This window comes from Prochlorococcus sp. MIT 1318 (assembly GCF_047304505.1).
GTDB lineage: Bacteria > Cyanobacteriota > Cyanobacteriia > PCC-6307 > Cyanobiaceae > Prochlorococcus > Prochlorococcus marinus_D.
Genome location: NZ_CP138958.1, coordinates 1,307,951 through 1,328,172, shown reverse-complemented (window position 1 = coordinate 1,328,172; position 20,222 = coordinate 1,307,951). Strand labels below are relative to the sequence as shown.

The following is a 20,222-nucleotide window of genomic DNA, read 5'->3' as shown; positions in this document are numbered from 1 at the left end:
GCGCGATGTTAGCCGTGCCGTTTAGCTGCATTCAGCTGTGAACGGGGTGCTCCAGCGAGCTCTTGTTTCTTTGTTGAACGGTGGCAGCCAGCGCTGGATCAATTGTTGCTCGAGCTTTCGACGAGCTTTGGTGCTCTCGGGAACATCGCTCCAAAAACGGATGCTGAGCTGGTTTGTTAGTCCTGCCTTGGCAAGGGCTTCGGCATAGGCCGCAAGGTAGGCCTTGCAATCATGCTCACCCTTCCAGCGGCGATCTGCAGCAATCGTTTCGCCCACATAAAGCAATAAAGGAGTGTTGAGGCCTGATGGGCGGTCCATCACCAGATAAACGGCTGGGCCATGGTGAGGGCTGTTAGGCCAGCGCCAGAAGCTCAGGGGGAGAGGGGTGAGCTTGAGGGGCTTCAATTGGTCGATGACTGTTTCGTGATCGCTATCAAACAGCGAGCTCTGCCGAGCGATGTCTGGCTCGCCTTGGAATAGACCGGCTTGATGGCCTTGAATGCGCCTCTGCCAGCTTTGTAAAAGGTCGCGGCTAAGAATGAGCTCCTGGCGGGGGGCGAGCCCTGCGGATGGAACTTGGTTTGTGAATAGGTGGCCCTGACCACGCGCGGTTTGCATCGATTGATCACCTTTGCGGAAGCTTTGGAGCTGCGCTTGTTGGCTCAAAGTGCAAGATGCCAATCACCCTTTGGGGATCGCTCATTGAGGGAACGTTACCGAGTCATTGAAGGCAGCGTTATTGCCAACGTGGCAGTCTTTGAGGTAACTCCACCAGCCCATCACGAAAAGCCACCACCACAGCATGGGTGCGATCTCGTGCTGGCAATTTTTGCAGCAGGTTGTGCACATGGCTCTTGACCGTATCGATCGAGAGATAGAGCTCATCGGCGATGTTCTGATTGCTCATCCCTTTACAGATTCCTCGAAGCACATCTCCCTCGCGCAAGCTGAGGTTGTCGACTTGGCGGCTGGTCTTGCCATTGCCGAGACGACCGTGACGTAAAACTCCTGCAACCACACTGTCTAAGTAGGTGCCATCGCTTTCGATTGCGCTTAGAGCTGCTAGCAGGGTGCCACTGCCGACGAGCTCATGGGCACAGAGGCCATCGCAATGGGCTTCGATTGCATCCAGCAGGGTGCGTAATACAGGTCGTTGAATCAGCATCAGGGCCTTGAGATCAGGCTTGAGCTGTTTTGCTTTCCGGACCAGGCTTGGGCCATTCCCGCTCTCCAGTAGATCGGTGCAGATCAGGAGATCTGCATTAGAGCTTTTCAGGCAACTGAGGGTCTCGTCCTCACCGGTTGCAGCGCCCACTAGGGGACCCAGACAATCAAACCAGCCCACCCAACTTGTGATTAAGACGCGATCGGCTGTGGCGACAACAGTGCGACTGCGACGTAGTAGGGGATGGCTTTGTTGACTTGTTTTCTGGAGAGAAGAGATCCGGGGAGTGATGTCCACTGGTTGCAACCAGGTAACAGGAGCGGTTAGAGCCTCATTGTGGAGATTACGTTGATCCGCACTGTTTCTGACGGCGAGAATTTTGCACAATTCCAACCAACAAGCCCAGGGCGTTCATGGCCTTCTTTGAATCGGAGATTGTTCAGGAGGAGGCCAAGCGGCTGTTCACCGACTATCAACAGCTGATGCAACTCGGTTCTGAATATGGAAAGTTTGATCGGGAGGGTAAAAAAAAGTTCATCGACACCATGGAGGAGTTGATGCAGCGCTATCGCGTGTTTATGAAGCGTTTTGAGCTCTCCGAGGATTTTCAAGCAAAGATGACTGTTGAACAGCTGCGCACTCAGTTGGGCCAGTTCGGGATTACGCCTGAACAGATGTTTGAGCAGATGAATCAAACCTTGACCCGGATGAAGACAGAGCTTGAGCAGGACTCTGGCTGAAAGTGATGACTGGCTGACTCGCTACCCGTACGATCCGCTCAGCTAGAGATCCTCTAACGATGCCGGAGACGCCGATCACCATGCCGGCCTGGTTGGAGCGGGGCATGGTTGACTTGTTCCCTTCAGGCCAATGGGGGGATGCTGATCAGCAACTTGCGACTCGTCTTGATGAGGCTCGAGAACAAAACCGGCCCCTAAGGGTCAAGCTTGGTATTGATCCCACTGGTCGTGATATCCATCTGGGACACAGCATCCTGTTTCGCAAACTCAGAGCTTTTCAGGATGCGGGCCATACAGCAGTTTTGATTATTGGTGATTTCACTGCACGAATCGGTGACCCAACCGGCAAGAGCAGCACCAGAGTGCAGCTCACCTCTGAGCAGATTGAGGCCAATGCGACAACCTATCTTGCCCAGCTGGGTCAGGGGCAGTCAGCGGAAAGAGCGCTGCTCGATTTCACAACCCCTGGGCGCCTGGAAGTGCGACGTAATACTGAGTGGTTGGCTGACTTGGATTTGCCCGAGGTGATTGGTTTGTTGGGCACTGCCACGGTTGGGCAAATGCTGGCTAAAGAAGACTTTGGCAATCGGTATGGCTCAGGTGTTCCGATAGCTCTGCATGAGTTTCTGTATCCCCTCTTGCAGGGTTACGACTCGGTAGCGGTGCAGGCAGATGTTGAACTTGGGGGGACTGATCAGAAATTCAATGTCGCCATGGGGCGGGATCTTCAGCGTCATTTCGATCAGCGCCCTCAGTTTGGGCTCCTACTCCCAATCTTGGCTGGCCTGGATGGGGTGCAGAAGATGAGCAAGAGTCTCTCTAACACTGTGGGACTGAATGAGGACCCCCTTTCCATGTATTCCAAGTTGGAGAAGGTTCCTGATGCCCTTGTCAGCAGTTACGTGGTTTTGCTTACCGATCTCGACCCTGAAGCTTTACCTGTCAATCCGCGTGAACGGCAGAAGGCCATGGCTCTTGCGGTCACGGCCAGCCGTCATGGCATCGCGGCGGCTGAAGCAGCCCAGAATGATGCAGCCAGATTGGTTTCCGGCTCTCAAGATGACGCTGCATCTGTGCCAGAAGCGTTGCTTTCGGATGTGAATTTTCCGGCCAAGGCCTTTTATCTGCTAAGTGCGATTGGCCTTTGTGCGAGCAGTAGCGAGGCTCGGCGTCAAATCAAGGGTGGTGCGGTACGCCTGGATGGCGAAAAAATTACCGATCCCAATTTGGAATTCACTGACTCCAGCCTGCTGATGGGCAAGGTGCTGCAAGTGGGCAAGAAAACCTTTCGTCGTTTGACGCGTTGAGTGAAGGACCAACCCCTACTGTGATGACCTCGCCATTGACTCCTGCCGATCAACTGATCATTGCTCTTGATGGCATGGAGCGGGCTGAGGCCCTTGCATTCAGCTCAAAGTTGCCAGAGGTCAGTTGGGTCAAGGTGGGCCTGGAACTGTTTGTTAGTGCGGGGCCAGAGGTTTTGGCTGATCTACGGGAGCAAGGGTTGCGGATTTTTCTTGATCTCAAGTTTCACGATATCCCTGCCACCATGGCAGGAGCTTGTCGCCGAGCGGCGAGCTTTGGCGCTGAGTTGATCACGGTGCATGCCTGTGCTGGCCGTGCTGCCCTTGCTGAAGCTCAGACTGCTGCTTGCGAGGGGGCTGCGGAGGTTGGCTTGTCAGCACCCCGGCTGTTGGCCGTCACTGTGCTCACCAGTTGGGATCAGAAGCGTCTAGCGAATGAGCTGTGCATTCCTCAGTCTCTTCAGGCCAGGGTGGAGTGGTTGGCTGAGTTGGCAGCGGAGTCAGGGTTGGGCGGCTGCGTGTGTTCTCCCTGGGAAGTCAGCGGCTTACGCCGACTTCATCCCTCGCCATTTGAGTTGGTGACTCCTGGTATTCGCCCCTCGGGGGCTGAATTGGCGGATCAGGTCAGGGTCATGAGTCCTGCAGCGGCGCTGAATGCAGGAGCTTCACGTTTGGTGATTGGCAGGCCGATTACCCGTGCTGTTGATCCGGCAGAGGCGTTTGCACGCTGCTGCTTTGAGATTGAACAGCGTCAGCTGGACTGACCGAGGCGAGGTTCGGTGCCCGCCAGTAAGCGTTGCAGATTGGAGCGGTGTCGCCACACCACCAATGCCATGGCGGCAAAGGCCACCGCCATGTACGCCGGCGGTGAGTTGCCTTGAAAGCGCAAGATCATCAGCAACGGCAAGCTGAGGGCGGCGATGATGCTCGATAACGACACGATCCTGCTGAAGCTCAGCACAGTGAGGAAGATGCCGAAACAGGCCAGCCCTACAGGCCAGGAGATGCCTAGCAGCATCCCAAGACCTGTTGCGACAGCTTTGCCACCTTTCCATCCCAGCCACACAGGCCAGATGTGACCTGCCAAGGCTGCTAGACCTGCCGCAACTTGCCAGCCATCATCCAGCTCAAGTGCCCTAGCAAAAAGTACGGCGATTGTGCCTTTGCCAACATCGATAAGGAAAACGGCCAGGGCAGGACCTTTCCCTACCTGGCGCAGCACATTGGTGGCCCCGGTTGAGCCAGAACCCTTCTCACGCAGGTCGATTCCTGCCAGCCATTGGGCTGCAAGATATCCGCTGGGTATTGAACCGAGCAGATATCCCATAATTAGGGAGAGAAGACTCCCAAATAGAGAGTTGAACATCATCAGAGCAGTTCTTCGTCTTCGAACCGTTCTTGCGGCCCAGCTGCAAAGGCTAGCCAGAGCGGGAACTGAAGCACGGAGATCTCTACGCTTCGTTGGGCTGCATCAATCAGGATTAGGGGAACTTCCCCTCGTTCCTCAAGTCGATCGGCGCGTTCTACAAGAGCTTCGCTGCGTTCAAAAAGAACAATGCCGCTGCTAGGGCCGAAGTCTTCTCGAGCGAGGCCTAGAGCATCTTGAAGGCCACGTCGCCATTCGCCAAGCCGCTCTGGTTCGCCGGCAAGCACCAGGCTTTGGAATCGGTCGCCATAGAGTTCACCGAGGATGGCAATCAGGGCTGCAGCCACAAGGATGTTGCGTGTTCGGCTGTTCCTGCTTGGCTGTGCTCCTCGCCCACCCTGATTGAAAAACCAGTCTTCTAGAAGTTCTTTGTCCCTGGGATCAAGGCTGCGTCGCAATTTCCAAGGATCGGCGTAGAAGTCTGGTTGACTTAGAAATTGCTCCAGACATTCACGGATCAGGCTTTCGTCTGGTTTAAAGGTGTCAGCAACAGCTAGCGCGTTGTCCTGAGCGGCTGCTTCGGGCGTTGACTTGGGTTGGTCTAGGGGAGAAGGTTGGACCACAACAGGCTGCACAACTAGTTCAAGTTGCTCCACTGATTGGGCCAGGTCTTGTAGAGCGCCTGTGAGGTAGTCCTGGAAGCCTTTGACCCGCCTGGCAATAGCATCGGACTGGCCAGCGAAGGAACTGCTGAGCTCCTTTTCCAGTTGGGATTTGCGGTTGGAGAGGTCTTTGATTTCTGCTTCGAGTTGATCGCGATGTTGCTGCAGCTCCGTCAAGGCCACTTGCAGGAGTGGAGCAAGATCTGGTTTGTCTTGAGGAGCAGCTAGGAGATCGGATTGAGAGTCTGCTGAGTTCTGCGAGGGCTGTTCAGGCGATAGCTGTTGAGGAGAAGGCTGTTCAGGCGATAGCTGTTCAGGAGAAGTCTGCGCGGGGGGGGACTGTTTTCGGAGGGGGAGGTCGGCTTCAGGCATGAACCAGGCAGGCAGTGGTGGTCTTGCTCTCAGGAGAGATGTTGGGTCTGTTTGGGGAGTTAATGAGAGAGGGCCGATCTAAACCCATCACTGATTTGGGGGTGATATGGGGGCAAGCAGGATTTGTCAATAGCTATGCGTTTGCTTGTGGGCCTTGATGACATCAGCTGAAAAGAATCTGGGTGAGCAACACATCCATCAAAGACACTGTGACCAGGGTCATCACAACAGCGCCAGTGGTGCTGGTGCCAACTTCTTTTGGACCACCACGCGTTGTGAGGCCCCACCCGCAAGCCAGAACAGCAATCTGAAGGCCGAAAACCAATGATTTGATCAGCATGAATGGCAAATCATCCGGAGTCAGCCAGGTGCGCACGGAATTCCAGAAGACCTCTGGTGGAATTTGATAAAGATTGGTGCTGCTGATCTGGCCGCTCCAGAGGGCTATGCCGAAGAACAGCATGCATTGCACCGGTGCCATGACCACCATGGCGATCACTCTTGGAACCACCAAGTACTCAACCGGTTCGGTTCGCAACATGGTGATGGCATCGATCTGTTCAGTGACCTTCATGGTCCCCAGCTGAGCTGCATAGGCCGTGGCTACCTTGCCAGTGAGCAGCGTGGCGGTGAGCAGAGGGGCGATTTCCCTTGCCATCCCAATGGCGAGAATCCCTCCGACCGTGGATCCAGCACCTTGTCTGCTCAGCTCTGCGGCGACCTGGATGTTGAAGACCGTTCCTGCGGCTAAGCCTGTGATCAGCACAATCAGGAAGCTGCCTGGACCGGCCTCCATCAGCTGATCAAACAGGTCGAGCTTGTTGATACGACCTCGGGCGGTGGCTGCCACTGCCTGGCCTCCGATGATGAGGCTGCTGCCCAGTCGCTTCAGCCAGCGAGGAGTCGTCATGACATGGCTGCCTGGTTGTGAGAGTTCCTTTCGGGCCAGCCTCGCATCACCACAAGACCCAACGCCACAAGTACTGCGGGAATCAATCCCATGCACATGCGAATGGTGATCAGAGCGGATTCGGGTTGATTCGAGTAGCTCAGTGCTCCGCCTGCTTCTACCACTGAGCGATAGCCAGACAGTGAAAGCAGAATGCCGAGTAGTTGGATGCTCACACCAATACCGATTTTCTGAACTAGCACCATCCAGGCGGTGTAGAGGCCTGCTGGCTTGTCAGGGTCAGCATCAATTGCATCTGGTAGCAGACACCAAGGGATCAGATAAGCATTTGCGGCTCCAAACCCCACCATGCCAATGGTGGCCAACAAAGCCATCAATCTCAGACCATCAGTGCCGGCTGTAGGCCAGAGGTTGGCGAGGGATGCATCAGCGGAGAGAGGGGGGAGCAGCATCGAAACAACACAAGCAGCGATCCATAGACACCCACCCCAGCACAGGGCCCTGATGCGCCCATGGCGATTGGCATACATGCTCCAGACCTGAAGGCCTATCAGGGCGCAGAGCTGGAAGGGCAGCAACATCCAGGTGGCCAGTTCTGCGGGTACGCGCATCAACTGAACCAGGTAAATCAGAGCAACTGGCTGCATCAACTGCAAAGCGCACCAGAGCAACAGGTAAAGCCCCAGAACTTTGAGGAAGCGTCTGTTGCTGATGATCCTCACAAGCTGTCGACGTAGGGGCTCGTGATGGCAACGGGGGCGCCTGGCGGTTTTTGTGAAAGGGGCCAACCCCCAGCAGCAGGCGAGGGTGGCTAAAGCTGCGATTGTGCCGGTGATGCGGCCCATGGCCAAGTAACCGTTGGCACCGTTGACCAGCAGTAAAGGCGTCACAATCAAGCCGCTTGCACCAGCGATGATTGATCCGGTGAATCTGGCTGCGTTGAGACGGTTGCGCACAGATGTGTCTTCTGTGAGCTCTGTGGAGAGGGCGGAGTAAGGCAGATTGACGCTGGTGTAGGCGGTCATCAGCAGAATCGCCATCACGATGTAATACATCGTTTTCTGGGCAACGTCTCCGGGAGGAACCCACCACATGGCAGCCAGGCTGATGCCTAGGGGGAGTGCTGCGCCAAGCATCCAGGGAATCCTTGGGCCCCAACGAGTTTGGGTGTGATCGCTCAGCCAGCCGATCATTGGGTCATTGATCCCATCCCAGAGCTTGATCACCATCAGCAGTGAGCCGGCAACAATGGCAGGCAGCCCGGCGGTCCCGGTAAAAAACACGAAGAGGTAGAAGCCGAGCAGAGTTGCTGCCAGCCCGGTGCCTGCATCGCCAAGGCCATAGGAGATCATCAGCCGGCGGCGTGATCCCTCTTGAAGCGCTGTGGAAATCGTCAAGCTGCAAAAAGGGGGATGCGCAAGGTCATAATGCAGGGGCACTGAACCGCAGACCCACTTCGTCTATCGTGATGGTTCTGCAGTACTAGTGCGGGCGTTGTGTAGTGGTAAGACCTCAGCCTTCCAAGCTGATGACGCGGGTTCGATTCCCGCCGCCCGCTTTTTTGATTTTGCCTTTTAGAGCTTGAGTTTTGAGGCGTATTCCTCTGCCAGCAAGATCAACATGCTGCGGTTCTGCAGATCAATGTCCTCTGAAGTCCATGCATGAGGTCTTGCGGGTAGATCATCAGGGCTAGGACGTGCTGTGTCCAGGATGCGGTGCCAGGCAGAAGTCGGTTCCGGCAGATCAAAGTGCATGGCTTTGCTGTAGGCGTTGAAGCCCATCCACATCACCGCACCGCTGAAGCCTCGATTCAGGCTGTAGCAGATGGTATGGGACCAGCTGCCCCAATCGGGCTTGTCGATCTCAACACCATGCCATTGCAGCCAGAGATCGTCTGGACTCTGCTGAAGACGTACGGGCATTTCTTCAGGGGGGTGATTGATGGGAGAGAAGAGTTCCGAAAGTTGGTGGCGAATCATGAGCAGCCTGCTGACGAAGAGGTGCAAATCCATATCGCATTGTTCAGGGTTCCAGAGCATCCAGCCGAGCGGGTTGTCCTGACACCAGCTGTTGTTGTTCCCCCCCTGGCTGCGGCCCACTTCATCTCCCATCAAAAGCATTGGCACTCCTCTTGAAAGCAGCAGGGTGGCGATCAGATTGCGCATCTGGCGATGGCGGAGGGCCTGCACGGCATGGTCACTGCAGGGGCCTTCAATGCCGTTGTTCCAGCTGTTGTTGTGATTTTCACCGTCGCGGTTGCTCTCTCCATTGGCGAGATTGTGTTTGCGGTTGAAACTCACCAGGTCATTGAGGGTGAAGCCATCGTGTGCAGTGATGAAGTTCAGGGAACGTCCCAGCGGAGCTGGTTCACCTTTGTAGAGATCAGCACTTCCGCTTAGGCGTTGTCCCATCCTCCAGGCGCTGTCTTCGTCTCCTTTCCAGAAGGCACGTAGGTCATCTCGGTAATGGCCATTCCATGTTCCGATTCGTTGTGCTGGGAAATCGCTGAGTCGATAGAGGCCACCGCAATCCCATGGTTCGCTAAACAGTTTTAAATCGCTGAGCTCTGGATCAGCTTCAATCTCTTCAAATAGGGGAGGGTGTTCGAGCGGCTTTAGGCCTTCGCCTCGGCTCAGGGCGATCCCTAGATCGAAGCGGAAGCCATCGACTCCTAGTTCGATGGCCCAGCAACGCATCGACTCGAGAATCAGCTGCCTCACGATTGGACGATTGGCAGCGATGCTGTTGCCGCAACCACTTACATCCAGGTATTCGCCACTGTCGTTTTGGTGGTAATAGAGAGCATCGCTGAAGCCTCGCCAGCTGAGTGTGGGGCCATCAAGGCTGCCTTCTGTGGTGTGGTTGTAGACCACGTCAAGGATGACTTCAATACCCTTGTCATGACAGGCCGCAACCAGCTCGCGGACTTGTTGGCGAGCCTTCAATGGATCGTCACCATGAACATATTTGGGATGGGGAGTGAACCAGTTCAGAGGGCTGTAGCCCCAGTAGTTGTCCCGCCCCATTGGCGCATCAGAGGGATCGAAAGCAAAAATAGGTAGCAGCTCTATGGCCGTGATACCCAGTTGTCGCAGATAGGGAAGTTTGTCAATGAGTCCCAGGAAGGTGCCTTGGCGCTGAGGTGTTACCTCTGACTTCTTGCCGCTGCTGAACCCTCCTACATGCAGTTCGTAGATCACGCTGCGGTTCCATGGGGTCCTGGGGCGTGGATGGGATGCGAAGTCAAAATGTTCTCGTTCGCACACCACTCCCTTTAGGCAGGCTTGGATATTGGGCGACGATCCCTTGGCCTGTTCTCTTTGATAGATGTCCCAGCCACTGATGGCTCTTGTGCAGGGATCAAGCAGCACCTTGGAGGGGTGAAAGCTATTGCTGCCAGGGTTGTGGGGGCCGAAGATCCGATAGCCATAACAGCAGCCAGTTTTCAATCCTTCCACCTCAACATGCCAGTAGTCGCCGGATCGATGGCAAGGCTGGAGCTCGAGGATGTGTTCTGGTTCCGTGGCATTTGCATCGGCAAACAGCAGCAGCTCCACGCGCTTTGCAGTTGGGGCGGCCACAGAGAAATTGACACCTCGTGTTGTGATCGTGCTGCCCAGGGGCCAAGGAGTGCCGAGATGCATCTTGCTTACAGCTGTGTCTGCGGCGAGGCAGAAAGCATTGGGCACAAGCGAAGAAGTTCAGCCCGTTTCACAATGTCATGACGTTGTCCCAAGCATTGGAGTCGGGCAATCCTCCAGAGCAGCTGAGCGGGCCCCTCTGGGTTTTCCCACCCAATCGAGACTGTGACGGGGGGACAGCATGGTGGCTGGGATGTGACCCCGAACCCGTCTTAATCGACTGTCCGCCTTTAACGACAACCACTCTTGAGGCTCTAAAACAGCTCGCCTCGGGGCGCACGGCCCGGATCTTGCTGACCAGTCGAGAGGGGCATGGCAGGGTGCGTGCGTTTCAGGATGCACTCGGATGGCCTGTCTTGGTGCAGGAGCAGGAGGCTTATCTCCTGCCCGGGCTGACTTCGCTGGACAGCTTTGCTGATCAACACACCACCGCTGCGGGGCTGCGGCTGCTTTGGACGCCTGGGCCAACACCAGGGAGCTGCGTGGTTTTTGCTCCTGATCCTTGGAACGTACTTTTCTGTGGACGTTTATTGATTCCTGTCGCGTTTGTTCAATTGGCTCCATTGGCGCATCGGCGGACTTTTCATTGGCCTCGCCAGCTCAGAAGCTTGCAAAAATTGCGCCAATGGATTCCTTCAGACTCAAGGCCTGTACTGGCTTCTGGTGCTCCCCTTGGGCCCCTCCGAGGAAAGAAATTGGCCCCATGGGATGCCTGGGAATTGCAGGCAAATCAGTGAATCAAATTGTTCAATTTTCGTATAAAGCGTTGCGCCACGGTCCCTTTCGGTTGCCGGCAGCGGCTTGAGTCCATACGATTAGCGCGAATCGGGATAGCAGGGACGGATTTCGTCTTCTGCTCTGTCACTGAACAGTTTCCGTACCATCACCCCTTTCCTATGAACAAAGCTGACCTGGTCAACCTCGTCGCAGCCCGTACTGAGCTAACGAAAACAGATGTCTCCTTGGTGGTGGATGCTGCCATCGATACCATTATCGATTCCGTAGTGGAGGGGAAGAAGGTCTCCATCCTTGGATTCGGATCCTTTGAGCCTCGTGATCGTTCCGCTCGTCAGGGTCTGAACCCCAAGACAGGGCAGAAGATCAAAATCCCTGCCAAGCGTGTTCCCGCTTTTACCGCAGGAAAGATGTTCAAAGATCGCGTTCAGGGCTGATTGTTTAGCCCTTGTTTGCAGTCGGGCGGTCGTCACGGCCGCCTTTTATTTGTGGGCCTACTGAGTCAGGGCTCCTTCCATTGATTCAATGGCCACGTCCTCTGAACTGCCTGATCATCTGTATGAGCAGATGGAAGCGGGGCAGCGCCTTAGGAATCAGGGCTATCGCGGCCGGTTTGCCCCGTCTCCGACGGGACCATTACACCTGGGCAATCTGTGCACTGCTCTGGTGTCTTGGTTGCAAGCGCGCTTGGCTAATGGGGCTTGGCTGTTGCGGGTAGATGACCTGGATCAGCCTCGCAATCGTGTGGGAGCGGTTGAGAGCTTCCAGCAGGATTTGCACTGGCTAGGCCTTGATTGGGATGGCCCCGTGGTGTTTCAGAGCCGCCGCCGTGGGCTTTACAACTCTTTCCTCTCGGCTCTGCGGCGTCAGGGGAAGTTGTATGCCTGTCGATGTAGCCGGCGAATGTTGGCTGACATCTCAGCACCAGCTGGGCGGCACTTGGTTTACCCAGGCACGTGTCGAGATCTGGAGCTGTTTTGGGGGTGGCATGAGGGCAGGCTGCCCAGTTGGCGTTTAAGGGTGAGCAAAGAGTTCTCCCATACCAGTGGGGACGTGATTTTGCGGCGCGCTGATGGTTTTATCGCTTATCACTTGGCGACGGTTGTTGATGAACTGACTCTCGGGATTAGCGAGGTGGTACGCGGTGAAGATTTGCTTGACGCCATGAATGCACAGCTCGCTTTGATCAATGCGATTTCAGAGCGGCCTGTGATCTATCGCCACGTGCCGTTGTTGTGTGATGACCAAGGCCGAAAGTTGGCCAAGCGAAAGGGACATGCTGGTTTGGACAGCCTGCGTTCCGAGGGACTAGGGCCTTCTCATGTGGTGGGCTGGCTTGCTGCTAGCCAGAGCCTTGTCCCTTTTGGTGCTGAACTCACGGCAGGGGAGTTGTTGAGTGAGTTGAAGAAGAAGGAGGGGGTCTTGAAAAGCGTGCTGAAACCTTAAAGGCGCAACGGCTCCAATTCTTAACGAAGCCTTCGGGATCAGAAGCGCAAAAATGTATGAAAATAAATGGCCACTTAATGCACATAATCAATGTCGATCTGCCCTAACTGCGGAGGTAGTGGCATTCAACGCATCAGTCACCTGAGGTTTCGTACCTGCTTGGACTGTCTTGGCCAGGGGAGCGTCATAGAAGAGCTGAACACTGGTTACGCGCTGCAGTCTCCAGGTGGAGATCTTCAAGCAGAACAGACGATCAAGACTCCTATGGCTGCTTCTGTGGTGAGCTGATTGAGATTATTTAAGTTTTTGCAAGCGATTAAGATTATGCAGCTCCCTTAAGAAAGGGGAAGGTAGATCAATACATCAATGTTGTGCATTAAGACAAGTATGAGTTGAGAGCTTCGGTCAATTGAGCTCTAGTTCCTTGATGTTATTGACAACGCTCAGTGGTGCGATCAATCGCTTTAAACGCTTTCGCCAGTGGTATCTCTATGCACGCCAAGGGTGTTTCTAATTGCCACTAGGTTGGCCGGATTTTCAAAACGCTTGTGAGCAGCTACAAGAAAGAACTAGAAGCAAGAAGAAGAGTGCCTCGCCAGGTGAGTCGCGATGGCATTGGATTCTCGATCTTCACTCAATCAGAGGGCGCTGGTTGGTGTGATGCGGGTGCGGGGCAATCATCTGGCATCAGTTGATGAGAAGGCATTGACCATCGGCTTGGGGCTGCCAACGTGAAGTGACATTCAGTTGGAATCAATGAGCCCCACCTCTCGCATAAAGTGCGTTTCCGTTATGTCTTTGGTGGCTTTAAGCCTGGGATGGCAGGGAGCTCAGGCACAAGGCATGCTGCCCGGATGCCGACTTGAGAATGGCAGTCTTCAGTGCGTTCCTGGGCTAACTGCTTCCCCTCAGGAACAGATTCATGTTTTAGAAGGCCGTATTTCAGAGGATCAAAAGTCTGAAGAGCAGGTCGAGCAAAACATCGAAGGTTTAAGTCGTTTTGTTTTGGAAGGAGATGCTTTTGAAGGGCAACTGCTGAAGGCGGACCTGATGCTGGATGGTGACGCCATTGAATCGGTTCACATTCACTGGTATCGCCGCAAAGGTAACGGACATTGGCAGCTTTTAGCGAACGCTTCTGAAACCACCTATCAGCTTGGAAGCGACGATCTAGGACGTTCTCTGATGGCCGTCCTGACTGTTTCTACAAGTGATGGGAATGTGAATCGAACTAATAGCAACGTGATTGGGCCGATTACTGCTAGATGATTCAGCTGATGAGGTGATTTCATTTTCTGCTTGTGGGCGGCTACCTATCAATGACTTGAATAGACTTTCAATTCTGGGTCGAGATCCATCAGCTCACTGATAATGAAGTCACTGCTTTTTTGTGAGTCAATGACTAAAGCTTTTTCTCGCATGAAATTTATGATTCCAATGGTTTAGTTTTTATTTGGCCTCAAGATGAACAGCTATAGTGCGATATGCCACCAACATTAAAGAATGCCTTAGGTTTTAGGCGATAATAGTTGTCTTCTATTTCTTTTGATTGCTCATCATAAGGATGGCTTAGCACTTCTTGCAGCTCTTTCACTAAGGAATAGTTGCCCTCTTCGGCCTGCTGATAGGCAGGGGCAATTAACCACTCTCGCCAAGTATATTTTGGATTAGTAAGTTTCATGATTTTTGATGTCTCTGTTGAATTGCCGTTGTTAAGGAGGAGGTCGCGCCAGCTTTGCAGCCAAGATTTCCATCGCTCATCGATTTGTTGTGAAGTTTGGATGTAGAAGCTCTTTTTTAATGCTGATAAATCATTTGGTATATTAGATAGCTCGCGAAAGAAGATGGTGTAATCCACTTTTGAATTAATCATTAATTGCAATAATTCCTCAAATAGATTGGAGTTGTATTCTTTCAAGCCAAGCTTGGCTGCCCACATTTTTTGGATTTGTTTATCCATGGCTTTTTCAAAGCCATCACGAACTTGGTCAAACTCTTTTAAGGCTTTAGCATCTTCTTCGAGTAGCGGCCTTAAAGATTTCCAAAACATATGATAATTTGCTTCCGCTGCGATTGGCTGATTGAAGTATGAAAAGTGTTCGCCGCCGCCAGTCCAAGGCTGAAAAGCTGGATCAAAGATTTCACAAAATCCAAATGGTCCATAGTCGATGGTGAAGCCACCTGCTGCGCAATTGTCACTGTTGAAATTGCCTTGGCAGTAGCCAATGCGTTGCCAATTTGCTACCAATAAAGTAAGGCGATCACGAAATAGCCGCGCCAACTCCACCAATTGAACTGTAAAAGAAAGGTTTTGATTAATGTCATTTTTGTATTCTCGTTCAATTAAATGCGACACAATCATGCGCAACTCTTCTAATGCTCTTGGATGAGTATTGCTGCGAGCGCGCCGCGCAAATAATTCCAGTTGACCAACTCGTAAAAAGGATGGTGCGACGCGAGTTGAAATTGCCACCGAATTTTCCACCAAAATATCAGGGTCGGTGGATTGAGAGTGTTGAGAATACCAAGGCCGGGTAATCGTCTCAGATTTAGAAACATAGAGTGTTAACGAACGCGATGTTGGAACACCTAAGGCCTGCATATATTCTTGCGCTAGAAATTCACGCACACTTGAACGTAGTACTGCGCGTCCGTCGGCACCACGGCAGTAAGGCGTTGGACCACCACCTTTTAATTGCATTTCCCAGCGTTTGCCATTAATGATTCCTTCAAATACAGATATCGCTCGGCCATCGCCATATCCATTACCAGTGCCAAATGGACATTGTTGGGTGTATTCTCTGCCATAAATCGATAGTGCATAACCAGTTGCCCAGCCAACCTGTCGCATAGGCTCACGCGTAGCAGAGAGATCACCTGAAAATAACTTGCAAAAATTTTCATTAAACGCCAGCTCGTTGTTCAAGCCAAGTTCATTAAAAAATGTGCTGCTATGAGTTACATATTCTGGGTTTTTAAGCGGCGTGGGTGTTACAGGTACGAAATGACCCGAAAAAACTTGTCGGGCAAGGTGATCATCACCGTCTACCGTGGAATCAGGGTCAGTATTTAAGCTATCCATCAGAGAATAATCCGCCAGCTTCTCAAACTCATCGACTGTCGTTATGCAGGGAGCAGCAGATGATTCAGATGGATGCGACATTCTTGTTAAAAGTGACTTAGGAGGTCCGGCAAGGGTCCTCTATGTGTTTTGAACACCAGCGTTTAAGCAAAAACGTTGCGCCCAAGGAACTTCTCTTGTGTGTTTTCTTGTAATTCGTTTTGCTGCAGTGGGCTGCTAAGCCTGGTCTAGGCATCAACCCACCTTAGTATTCAGCGATTACTCTTCTAATAGCTTTAAGCCCTTTGCTTTTTTGGTGGGTAGAGGTGTGCTGTCTTCACATACAGGATGCGGGAACACGTTGCACCAAATAACACTATTGAGCCTGCAAGAAGAACGTTCCAAAAGAAAGGAGGGATATCAAAAAGAATGTAGTGGAGAATCATCCAGCTCACTCATGCTTAAACAGCACTTCTAGATATAGCAATGCAATTGCCTTCTGTCTGCTGAAGCCAGCCCTTACCCGCCCGATTCGTTATCGGGGGTACTGGCTTGGTGCTTGGTGTGTGGGATGCCTGAAGGAGAAGCCTTTTGATTTGAATGCCACCGTATACAGAGAGAAGACCTGTCTCCCATCGCCGCTAAGGTCTACACCCTATGGGTAAACAAGAGAGAAGAGCACGCTTCAAAGCGATGACGAGCTCTGAGAGGAAGGCTCTGATCAGGAAAAAAATGAAAGCGGCAGGGCTAGTAGAAGGTAGTGGGGTACCTGGGACAACCTTGTCTTCATACGATCAAGAGCAAGTAAGGGAACTGATCCGAATTACCAGCTGTTTCCCTGAGATGCGTAGCGATTAGGGGGGTGCACTCCACCGTTAGCAAGGGGGCAGCCGGTTTGGTCACGACCTTTAACAGGATTTTGTTTTTTTTTGTCTGACCAAAATTGACACTGTGCCCCCTTTCCGTCTCCGTTGAATCGTCACTAGGCTGCGCCTGACGCAATCACCAAGACATGGTTCGCTCGTTGACAACCGCTGCAGCGGCAGCAGTTCTGATGTGCACCCCTGCGATGGCATGCAGCAATCAGTCAGAGCAATTGGTTTCACAGTCTCAAGAGAGTGACGTGTACTTCCGGCGCAAGAGCAACCAGCCGCTGGTCAATGAACAGACCAGCATTGATGCAGAGAACTGCACTGCCAACGCGGATGGAGGCTTCACCTGTGATACCAAGGTGGTTAACCCCGTAAGCCCAGATAACAAATACAGGAACTAAGTGGACAAAAAGCCCTTTTGGGAACCAAGGATGATCTGGCGAGCAGTTGTGATCGATGTCGTGCTGTGCGTGCTCATGCTCACCCTCTCGGTCATGTCTGATGAACAGTTCTGGCGTGTGTTCTATGCATCCGGTTCCCTGCTAGCGATCATTGATGCGATATGGGCATCGCGTGTACTTGATGCTGTAGAGGAAGAGCAAGACTAAACACACAGCTGACGCCACTCCCTCGTCTAAGGCTCATTGCTAGGCACGTCAAAACCATGAAAAAGGCGCCCTCATCGAGCAGCGCCCATACCGACAAACTTGTGTGAGGAGTGTCGTGTTTCGATGCTACTCCTCTATTGGGTTCTTAATCAACGAAAAAGGTGAGTGTATGAAGCGTGTTCGTTTTTTGTTATCATATTTTGACTAATAGATCTTCTATAGTTCAATCTAAAGTTGATGAGTTTAAGAATCGACTGAATTGAATAAAGCTGATACGACAGCCTGAAAACTGATAGAATCAGTTAATGTTACTCAGTCTTCTTAAATCTTTCGTCAATATTGAATTGATGTGCCAGGCGCTATGAGCGTTTCTGCCAGCGCTATCGCCATCACGGCAAAGCTGCTCCCAAGTGCCACTGGGGTAGTCGCATGCTCAAACGGCTAGTCAGTCATTCAAGAACTAGAAGCAAGCAGAAGAAGGTTTCACCAGGCCAACAACGATTGCCATGGGATTGGGATGTAAGGCTTAATCAAATCCCCGAGGATTGGCATCAGGGTGCGGTGAAGTTCCGCAGGGCCAATGGAATCAGAGATGGTGATATTCAGTTCAGATTCTGAGAGTGAGTTGAGGAGATATAGGTATTAATTAGAGGCGAGAAGTTGATGGCTAGTTTTGTCGTGCCCAGTGAATGTTGCCAGAGTTAGCTTCGATCAACTGCACACCTTTGTAAGCAACTTATTGGCAAGAATGCGCCAGGCATCGGATGGCTAATTAGGCAGTATTGGCGGTCTTAATGAAGATTGTAAGAGCTGCATTTTTACTGGCGCCTTGCTAGGGTTTTGCCGGAACTTAGTTGAAAGGTGTGTTCTTCGTCCAATTCCTTTGGGTAGATCAGTACTTGTAGGTCCAGTTAGTATCTGATTGAGCGAACGTAGTTTTTATTGCTTTTGTACAATGATAGGCTATACCATTCACCTGAGTGTTCTTAGTTAGCTTTTGGCCCTTGCATGGTTGGCTTAGTATCTTATTCGCATCATGAACTCTTACATCACGGTGTTTGATTGATTCTGTGAGTGATTGAATCACTGGTGTCTTCCAGGCTTTCTTTTCTGTTGTTGTAGATGATGTGTTGCTGCCAAAGCGATATTCAATGTTGCCTGAAACGCGTGTATCAAAGGCTTCGTCATAGGAAACCTTGACGCCAAGCGTTAAACCATCGGTGATTTCATAGGCCAGAGTGGCGAGGACACCATTCCCATCGTCTTCTGTGAGGTCATCACCATGCTGGTAGTAGTAACCAATCGAGGCATCCCACTCAGGGGTAATTGCATAACCAACATCCAAGCCGTAGGTGCTTAAGGCACCACCGCGGTAACGGTCATTCAGGACCTGCTCGGTATCGCCAACTGGAAACAAGCCATAGGCATTGAAATTCCAGCTCTCAGAGACTGCTTCTAAACCTGCAGCAACCTGCTGAAAGAAGACATCACGCTTACCAGTGACATCCAACCCGGTTTCAGCATTACCGGTATTCATCGGGCGGCTGTCATAACCAGCATTCAGCCCATACATCCAGTTGCGGTCGCTATTCAGCCAGCGATAACCAAGTCTTGAGGAGGTGCTGATCGTGGTACCAGCAACCTCTGTATTGATGATGCTGCTATTGCCGTCGTAATCAGCAAAGTTGGCGTTGAGCAGCACATCAGCAAAGAACACACTGTTCTCGCCTACAGCGATTGGAAGGAACCCACCAATGCCGGCTTGATTGGGTGTGCCTGCTCCTTGTAGTGCTCCTTGAAAACCCCAGTTGAACTGAACAGAATCTTTGAGGTTGATCTCCATCACCCCCAGATCTGCTGCACTGCCGTCTTCTTCTTGAGCAGCGACTGGCTGTATAGGAGAACTAGCTAAGGCAAGAGCCGCAGCACCGGTAAGGGTTAAGGAGAGACGAATCGAACGCTGCACTGGGATAGAGCGCTTAAAACTTCAGCTCATATTGCTTTTAAAACTGGCTTGAAAGCAGAGCGTGAGGCAGTCGTTGGATTGGCTGCACTAAGATCCTCAACGATTAATCTCGCTAGGGAAACAGTACTTTTCTTCTAATTGGAATTGAGGTGTTTACCTAAATCAAATCATGAAAAGCCTTTTATCAGCTTTTAGTGAGAAGTTGAAGCACTAATTGTAGAAATCATTTAACTTATACCTTCCCGAGTATTCCTTCCTTATGCTGTAGGTTGGCCCGTTTATGTCCTTCTCGCCAAAAGAGAAATAAAAGACTGGACGCATGCAGTCAAGGCTTGTATTGGCAGTGCCAGAATGTAAAACACGACTATCCATTAAAACGCTTGATCCCCTCGGCAGGGTCATCACCCTGAAATCTTCTAATGCAAGGTACCTGGGTGAAGATGAATAGTCCTCCCAAGTATAATTTTGTGATCCAGAGATAACCAGCAGAGGACCAGACTTTTCATCGACATCAAGAAGATTGATGAAAATTGTTACCAGCCTTTTGTCTTGGATAGACATATCTCTATGAAGTTGCTGTCCCTTTGCACCAGGAAATGCACAGATTGAGCTGAATTCAACAAGCCATTGCATATGCTCTTCTGCTAGAAATTCATCAAGCACGGGCTTGTAACTCTTCAGTGCAGACCTCATTGCTTTCATATTTACTTCGGTCATCATCATTGGTACATGGAACCTGAATTTAGGACAATGAATGTAATCGGATTTGGAATTAGACCAGAAATTTTTCATTTCATTGAATATATTCTCGCAGTCAGCCGCTGAGATTATTGACTGCTTGGCAAGGCAGCCTTCTCTGAAAAAATCATGATCACGTTCTCTTATGTTTCTGGCCCCTTGTTGATGAGATTCTTGGCTGTATTTGAATGAATCTTCGCTGGATGAGTGTGATGACATTTGCTGACACAGCTCATCTTTGCCATGCCAATTTTAGGTCATAAAAACCAGGGTTGGTAGGCTTGACTGGAAATTAATTTTTTTGAAACAAGTGTTAATTGTTTTGCAATGCACTTTTTTACGCTTCGTCGTCATTGAGTAACTTTTGCATTTATCAGCACTGATTTTATTTCCATAATGAACTCTGGTATCGCGTTGTTTGATTGCAGCAGTGAGTGATTGAGTCACTGGTATATTCCAGGCTTTCTTCTCTGTTGTTGTTGATGTGTTGCTGCCAAAGCGATATTCAATGTTGCCTGAAACGCGTGTATCAAAGGCTTCGTCTTAAGAGAGATCAACCCCAAGGGTTAAGCCACTGCTGATTTGATAAGAGAGCTGAGCAAGAGCAGCAGCACCGGTAAGGGTTAAGGAGAGACG

At 51.7% G+C, this 20,222-nt stretch carries 22 protein-coding genes and 1 tRNA gene; 13 read left to right on the top strand and 10 right to left on the bottom strand.

Annotation, left to right across the window (positions count from 1 at the left end):
• Window positions 1–21: 21 nt before the first annotated feature.
• Both SIB66_RS06625 and SIB66_RS06620 read right to left on the bottom strand, forming a co-directional pair.
• A complete protein-coding gene (locus SIB66_RS06625) occupies window positions 22–618 on the bottom strand; it encodes a GIY-YIG nuclease family protein (protein ID WP_236070284.1) in 597 nt (198 codons plus the stop codon).
• 118 nt (window positions 619–736) lie between these two features.
• Window positions 737–1,462, bottom strand: coding sequence for a response regulator transcription factor (locus SIB66_RS06620; protein WP_063406569.1), 726 nt, complete (start codon window positions 1,460–1,462; stop codon window positions 737–739).
• 116 nt (window positions 1,463–1,578) lie between these two features.
• On the opposite strand from SIB66_RS06620, the gene SIB66_RS06615 reads away from it, so the two are divergent.
• From SIB66_RS06615 to pyrF, 3 genes are read left to right on the top strand one after another with little or no spacing between them, the layout of a single operon-like run.
• A complete protein-coding gene (locus SIB66_RS06615; RefSeq protein ID WP_063396279.1) occupies window positions 1,579–1,905 on the top strand; it encodes a DUF1825 family protein in 327 nt (108 codons plus the stop codon).
• 59 nt (window positions 1,906–1,964) lie between these two features.
• Window positions 1,965–3,212 (top strand): tyrosine--tRNA ligase, encoded by a 1,248-nt coding sequence (gene tyrS / locus SIB66_RS06610; RefSeq protein ID WP_063403616.1) that lies wholly within the window; start codon window positions 1,965–1,967, stop codon window positions 3,210–3,212.
• A gap of 23 nt (window positions 3,213–3,235) precedes the next feature.
• Window positions 3,236–3,973: an orotidine-5'-phosphate decarboxylase gene (gene pyrF / locus SIB66_RS06605; protein WP_063406568.1), complete on the top strand. Its 738-nt coding sequence runs from the start codon at window positions 3,236–3,238 to the stop codon at window positions 3,971–3,973.
• Here the strand turns inward: pyrF and plsY are convergent.
• From plsY to SIB66_RS06585, 4 genes are all read right to left on the bottom strand, one after another.
• On the bottom strand, window positions 3,961–4,575 hold the full coding sequence (plsY, locus tag SIB66_RS06600) for a glycerol-3-phosphate 1-O-acyltransferase PlsY (protein ID WP_063421581.1): 615 nt from the start codon (window positions 4,573–4,575) through the stop codon (window positions 3,961–3,963). The two genes, pyrF and plsY, sit on opposite strands and share 13 nt — an antisense overlap.
• Before the next feature lie 2 nt (window positions 4,576–4,577).
• Complete coding sequence (locus tag SIB66_RS06595) at window positions 4,578–5,609, bottom strand: DUF3086 domain-containing protein (protein WP_063406399.1); 1,032 nt, start codon at window positions 5,607–5,609, stop codon at window positions 4,578–4,580.
• Between the two features lie 163 nt (window positions 5,610–5,772).
• Window positions 5,773–6,519, bottom strand: coding sequence for an MlaE family ABC transporter permease (locus SIB66_RS06590; RefSeq protein WP_063406398.1), 747 nt, complete (start codon window positions 6,517–6,519; stop codon window positions 5,773–5,775).
• Window positions 6,516–7,871 carry an MFS transporter gene (locus tag SIB66_RS06585; protein ID WP_236070283.1) on the bottom strand — a complete coding sequence of 452 codons (1,356 nt, stop codon included), beginning with the start codon at window positions 7,869–7,871 and terminating at the stop codon, window positions 6,516–6,518. Before SIB66_RS06585 ends, SIB66_RS06590 begins: the two co-directional genes overlap by 4 nt.
• Window positions 7,872–8,006: 135 nt before the next feature.
• On the opposite strand from SIB66_RS06585, the gene SIB66_RS06580 reads away from it, so the two are divergent.
• Window positions 8,007–8,077 (top strand) — tRNA-Gly (locus tag SIB66_RS06580).
• A 16-nt stretch (window positions 8,078–8,093) separates the two neighbouring features.
• Here the strand turns inward: SIB66_RS06580 and SIB66_RS06575 are convergent.
• On the bottom strand, window positions 8,094–10,163 hold the full coding sequence (locus SIB66_RS06575; protein ID WP_063406567.1) for a glycogen debranching protein: 2,070 nt from the start codon (window positions 10,161–10,163) through the stop codon (window positions 8,094–8,096).
• A gap of 77 nt (window positions 10,164–10,240) precedes the next feature.
• On the opposite strand from SIB66_RS06575, the gene SIB66_RS06570 reads away from it, so the two are divergent.
• The 6 genes from SIB66_RS06570 to SIB66_RS06545 all read left to right on the top strand — a co-directional run bounded on the left by SIB66_RS06570 (window position 10,241) and on the right by SIB66_RS06545 (window position 13,610).
• Window positions 10,241–10,897, top strand: coding sequence for an MBL fold metallo-hydrolase (locus SIB66_RS06570; protein WP_063406396.1), 657 nt, complete (start codon window positions 10,241–10,243; stop codon window positions 10,895–10,897).
• A gap of 159 nt (window positions 10,898–11,056) precedes the next feature.
• The gene (locus tag SIB66_RS06565; RefSeq protein WP_011130763.1) at window positions 11,057–11,332 is read left to right on the top strand and encodes an HU family DNA-binding protein; all 276 of its coding nucleotides are present in this window, start codon (window positions 11,057–11,059) and stop codon (window positions 11,330–11,332) included.
• Window positions 11,333–11,420: 88 nt separating this feature from the next.
• Window positions 11,421–12,341, top strand: a complete 921-nt coding sequence (gluQRS, locus tag SIB66_RS06560) for a tRNA glutamyl-Q(34) synthetase GluQRS (RefSeq protein ID WP_063406395.1) — start codon at window positions 11,421–11,423, stop codon at window positions 12,339–12,341.
• 90 nt (window positions 12,342–12,431) lie between these two features.
• On the top strand, window positions 12,432–12,629 hold the full coding sequence (locus SIB66_RS06555; protein WP_063396273.1) for a hypothetical protein: 198 nt from the start codon (window positions 12,432–12,434) through the stop codon (window positions 12,627–12,629).
• A 321-nt stretch (window positions 12,630–12,950) separates the two neighbouring features.
• Window positions 12,951–13,076, top strand: coding sequence for a hypothetical protein (locus SIB66_RS06550; RefSeq protein WP_268873686.1), 126 nt, complete (start codon window positions 12,951–12,953; stop codon window positions 13,074–13,076).
• Window positions 13,077–13,097: 21 nt separating this feature from the next.
• Window positions 13,098–13,610 carry a hypothetical protein gene (locus SIB66_RS06545; protein ID WP_063406394.1) on the top strand — a complete coding sequence of 171 codons (513 nt, stop codon included), beginning with the start codon at window positions 13,098–13,100 and terminating at the stop codon, window positions 13,608–13,610.
• Window positions 13,611–13,800: 190 nt separating this feature from the next.
• Here the strand turns inward: SIB66_RS06545 and SIB66_RS06540 are convergent, their stop codons facing one another.
• Window positions 13,801–15,504: a protein adenylyltransferase SelO gene (locus tag SIB66_RS06540; RefSeq protein WP_063406393.1), complete on the bottom strand. Its 1,704-nt coding sequence runs from the start codon at window positions 15,502–15,504 to the stop codon at window positions 13,801–13,803.
• 910 nt (window positions 15,505–16,414) lie between these two features.
• Here SIB66_RS06540 and SIB66_RS06535 point away from each other — a divergent pair.
• The 3 genes from SIB66_RS06535 (at window position 16,415) to SIB66_RS06525 (ending at window position 17,500) form a co-directional block, all read left to right on the top strand.
• The gene (locus SIB66_RS06535; protein WP_063396270.1) at window positions 16,415–16,675 is read left to right on the top strand and encodes a hypothetical protein; all 261 of its coding nucleotides are present in this window, start codon (window positions 16,415–16,417) and stop codon (window positions 16,673–16,675) included.
• The gene (locus tag SIB66_RS06530) at window positions 16,676–16,882 is read left to right on the top strand and encodes a hypothetical protein (protein ID WP_041384534.1); all 207 of its coding nucleotides are present in this window, start codon (window positions 16,676–16,678) and stop codon (window positions 16,880–16,882) included. It begins immediately after the preceding gene.
• A 429-nt stretch (window positions 16,883–17,311) separates the two neighbouring features.
• Window positions 17,312–17,500, top strand: coding sequence for a hypothetical protein (locus SIB66_RS06525; RefSeq protein WP_236073734.1), 189 nt, complete (start codon window positions 17,312–17,314; stop codon window positions 17,498–17,500).
• Window positions 17,501–17,774: 274 nt separating this feature from the next.
• On the opposite strand, the gene SIB66_RS06520 is transcribed toward SIB66_RS06525, so the two are convergent.
• Window positions 17,775–18,848 carry a carbamoyl-phosphate synthase gene (locus SIB66_RS06520; RefSeq protein WP_074160844.1) on the bottom strand — a complete coding sequence of 358 codons (1,074 nt, stop codon included), beginning with the start codon at window positions 18,846–18,848 and terminating at the stop codon, window positions 17,775–17,777.
• Between the two features lie 210 nt (window positions 18,849–19,058).
• Window positions 19,059–19,805, bottom strand: a complete 747-nt coding sequence (locus SIB66_RS06515) for a phytanoyl-CoA dioxygenase family protein (RefSeq protein WP_063406392.1) — start codon at window positions 19,803–19,805, stop codon at window positions 19,059–19,061.
• Between the last annotated feature and the right edge of the window lie 417 nt (window positions 19,806–20,222).

Excerpts from the sequence above, each read along its gene's own strand:
- SIB66_RS06625 (WP_236070284.1), bottom strand. The coding sequence starts at position 618 with ATGCAAACCGCGCGTGGTCAGGGCCACCTATTCACAAACCAAGTTCCA.
- SIB66_RS06615 (WP_063396279.1), top strand. The coding sequence starts at position 1,579 with ATGGCCTTCTTTGAATCGGAGATTGTTCAGGAGGAGGCCAAGCGGCTG.
- tyrS (WP_063403616.1), top strand. The coding sequence starts at position 1,965 with ATGCCGGAGACGCCGATCACCATGCCGGCCTGGTTGGAGCGGGGCATG.
- pyrF (WP_063406568.1), top strand. The coding sequence starts at position 3,236 with ATGACCTCGCCATTGACTCCTGCCGATCAACTGATCATTGCTCTTGAT.
- plsY (WP_063421581.1), bottom strand. The coding sequence starts at position 4,575 with ATGTTCAACTCTCTATTTGGGAGTCTTCTCTCCCTAATTATGGGATAT.
- SIB66_RS06595 (WP_063406399.1), bottom strand. The coding sequence starts at position 5,609 with ATGCCTGAAGCCGACCTCCCCCTCCGAAAACAGTCCCCCCCCGCGCAG.
- SIB66_RS06590 (WP_063406398.1), bottom strand. The coding sequence starts at position 6,519 with ATGACGACTCCTCGCTGGCTGAAGCGACTGGGCAGCAGCCTCATCATC.
- SIB66_RS06585 (WP_236070283.1), bottom strand. The coding sequence starts at position 7,871 with ATGATCTCCTATGGCCTTGGCGATGCAGGCACCGGGCTGGCAGCAACT.
- SIB66_RS06575 (WP_063406567.1), bottom strand. The coding sequence starts at position 10,163 with ATGCATCTCGGCACTCCTTGGCCCCTGGGCAGCACGATCACAACACGA.
- SIB66_RS06570 (WP_063406396.1), top strand. The coding sequence starts at position 10,241 with ATGACGTTGTCCCAAGCATTGGAGTCGGGCAATCCTCCAGAGCAGCTG.
- SIB66_RS06565 (WP_011130763.1), top strand. The coding sequence starts at position 11,057 with ATGAACAAAGCTGACCTGGTCAACCTCGTCGCAGCCCGTACTGAGCTA.
- gluQRS (WP_063406395.1), top strand. The coding sequence starts at position 11,421 with ATGGCCACGTCCTCTGAACTGCCTGATCATCTGTATGAGCAGATGGAA.
- SIB66_RS06555 (WP_063396273.1), top strand. The coding sequence starts at position 12,432 with ATGTCGATCTGCCCTAACTGCGGAGGTAGTGGCATTCAACGCATCAGT.
- SIB66_RS06550 (WP_268873686.1), top strand. The coding sequence starts at position 12,951 with ATGGCATTGGATTCTCGATCTTCACTCAATCAGAGGGCGCTGGTTGGT.
- SIB66_RS06545 (WP_063406394.1), top strand. The coding sequence starts at position 13,098 with ATGAGCCCCACCTCTCGCATAAAGTGCGTTTCCGTTATGTCTTTGGTG.
- SIB66_RS06540 (WP_063406393.1), bottom strand. The coding sequence starts at position 15,504 with ATGTCGCATCCATCTGAATCATCTGCTGCTCCCTGCATAACGACAGTC.
- SIB66_RS06535 (WP_063396270.1), top strand. The coding sequence starts at position 16,415 with ATGGTTCGCTCGTTGACAACCGCTGCAGCGGCAGCAGTTCTGATGTGC.
- SIB66_RS06525 (WP_236073734.1), top strand. The coding sequence starts at position 17,312 with ATGCTCAAACGGCTAGTCAGTCATTCAAGAACTAGAAGCAAGCAGAAG.
- SIB66_RS06515 (WP_063406392.1), bottom strand. The coding sequence starts at position 19,805 with ATGTCATCACACTCATCCAGCGAAGATTCATTCAAATACAGCCAAGAA.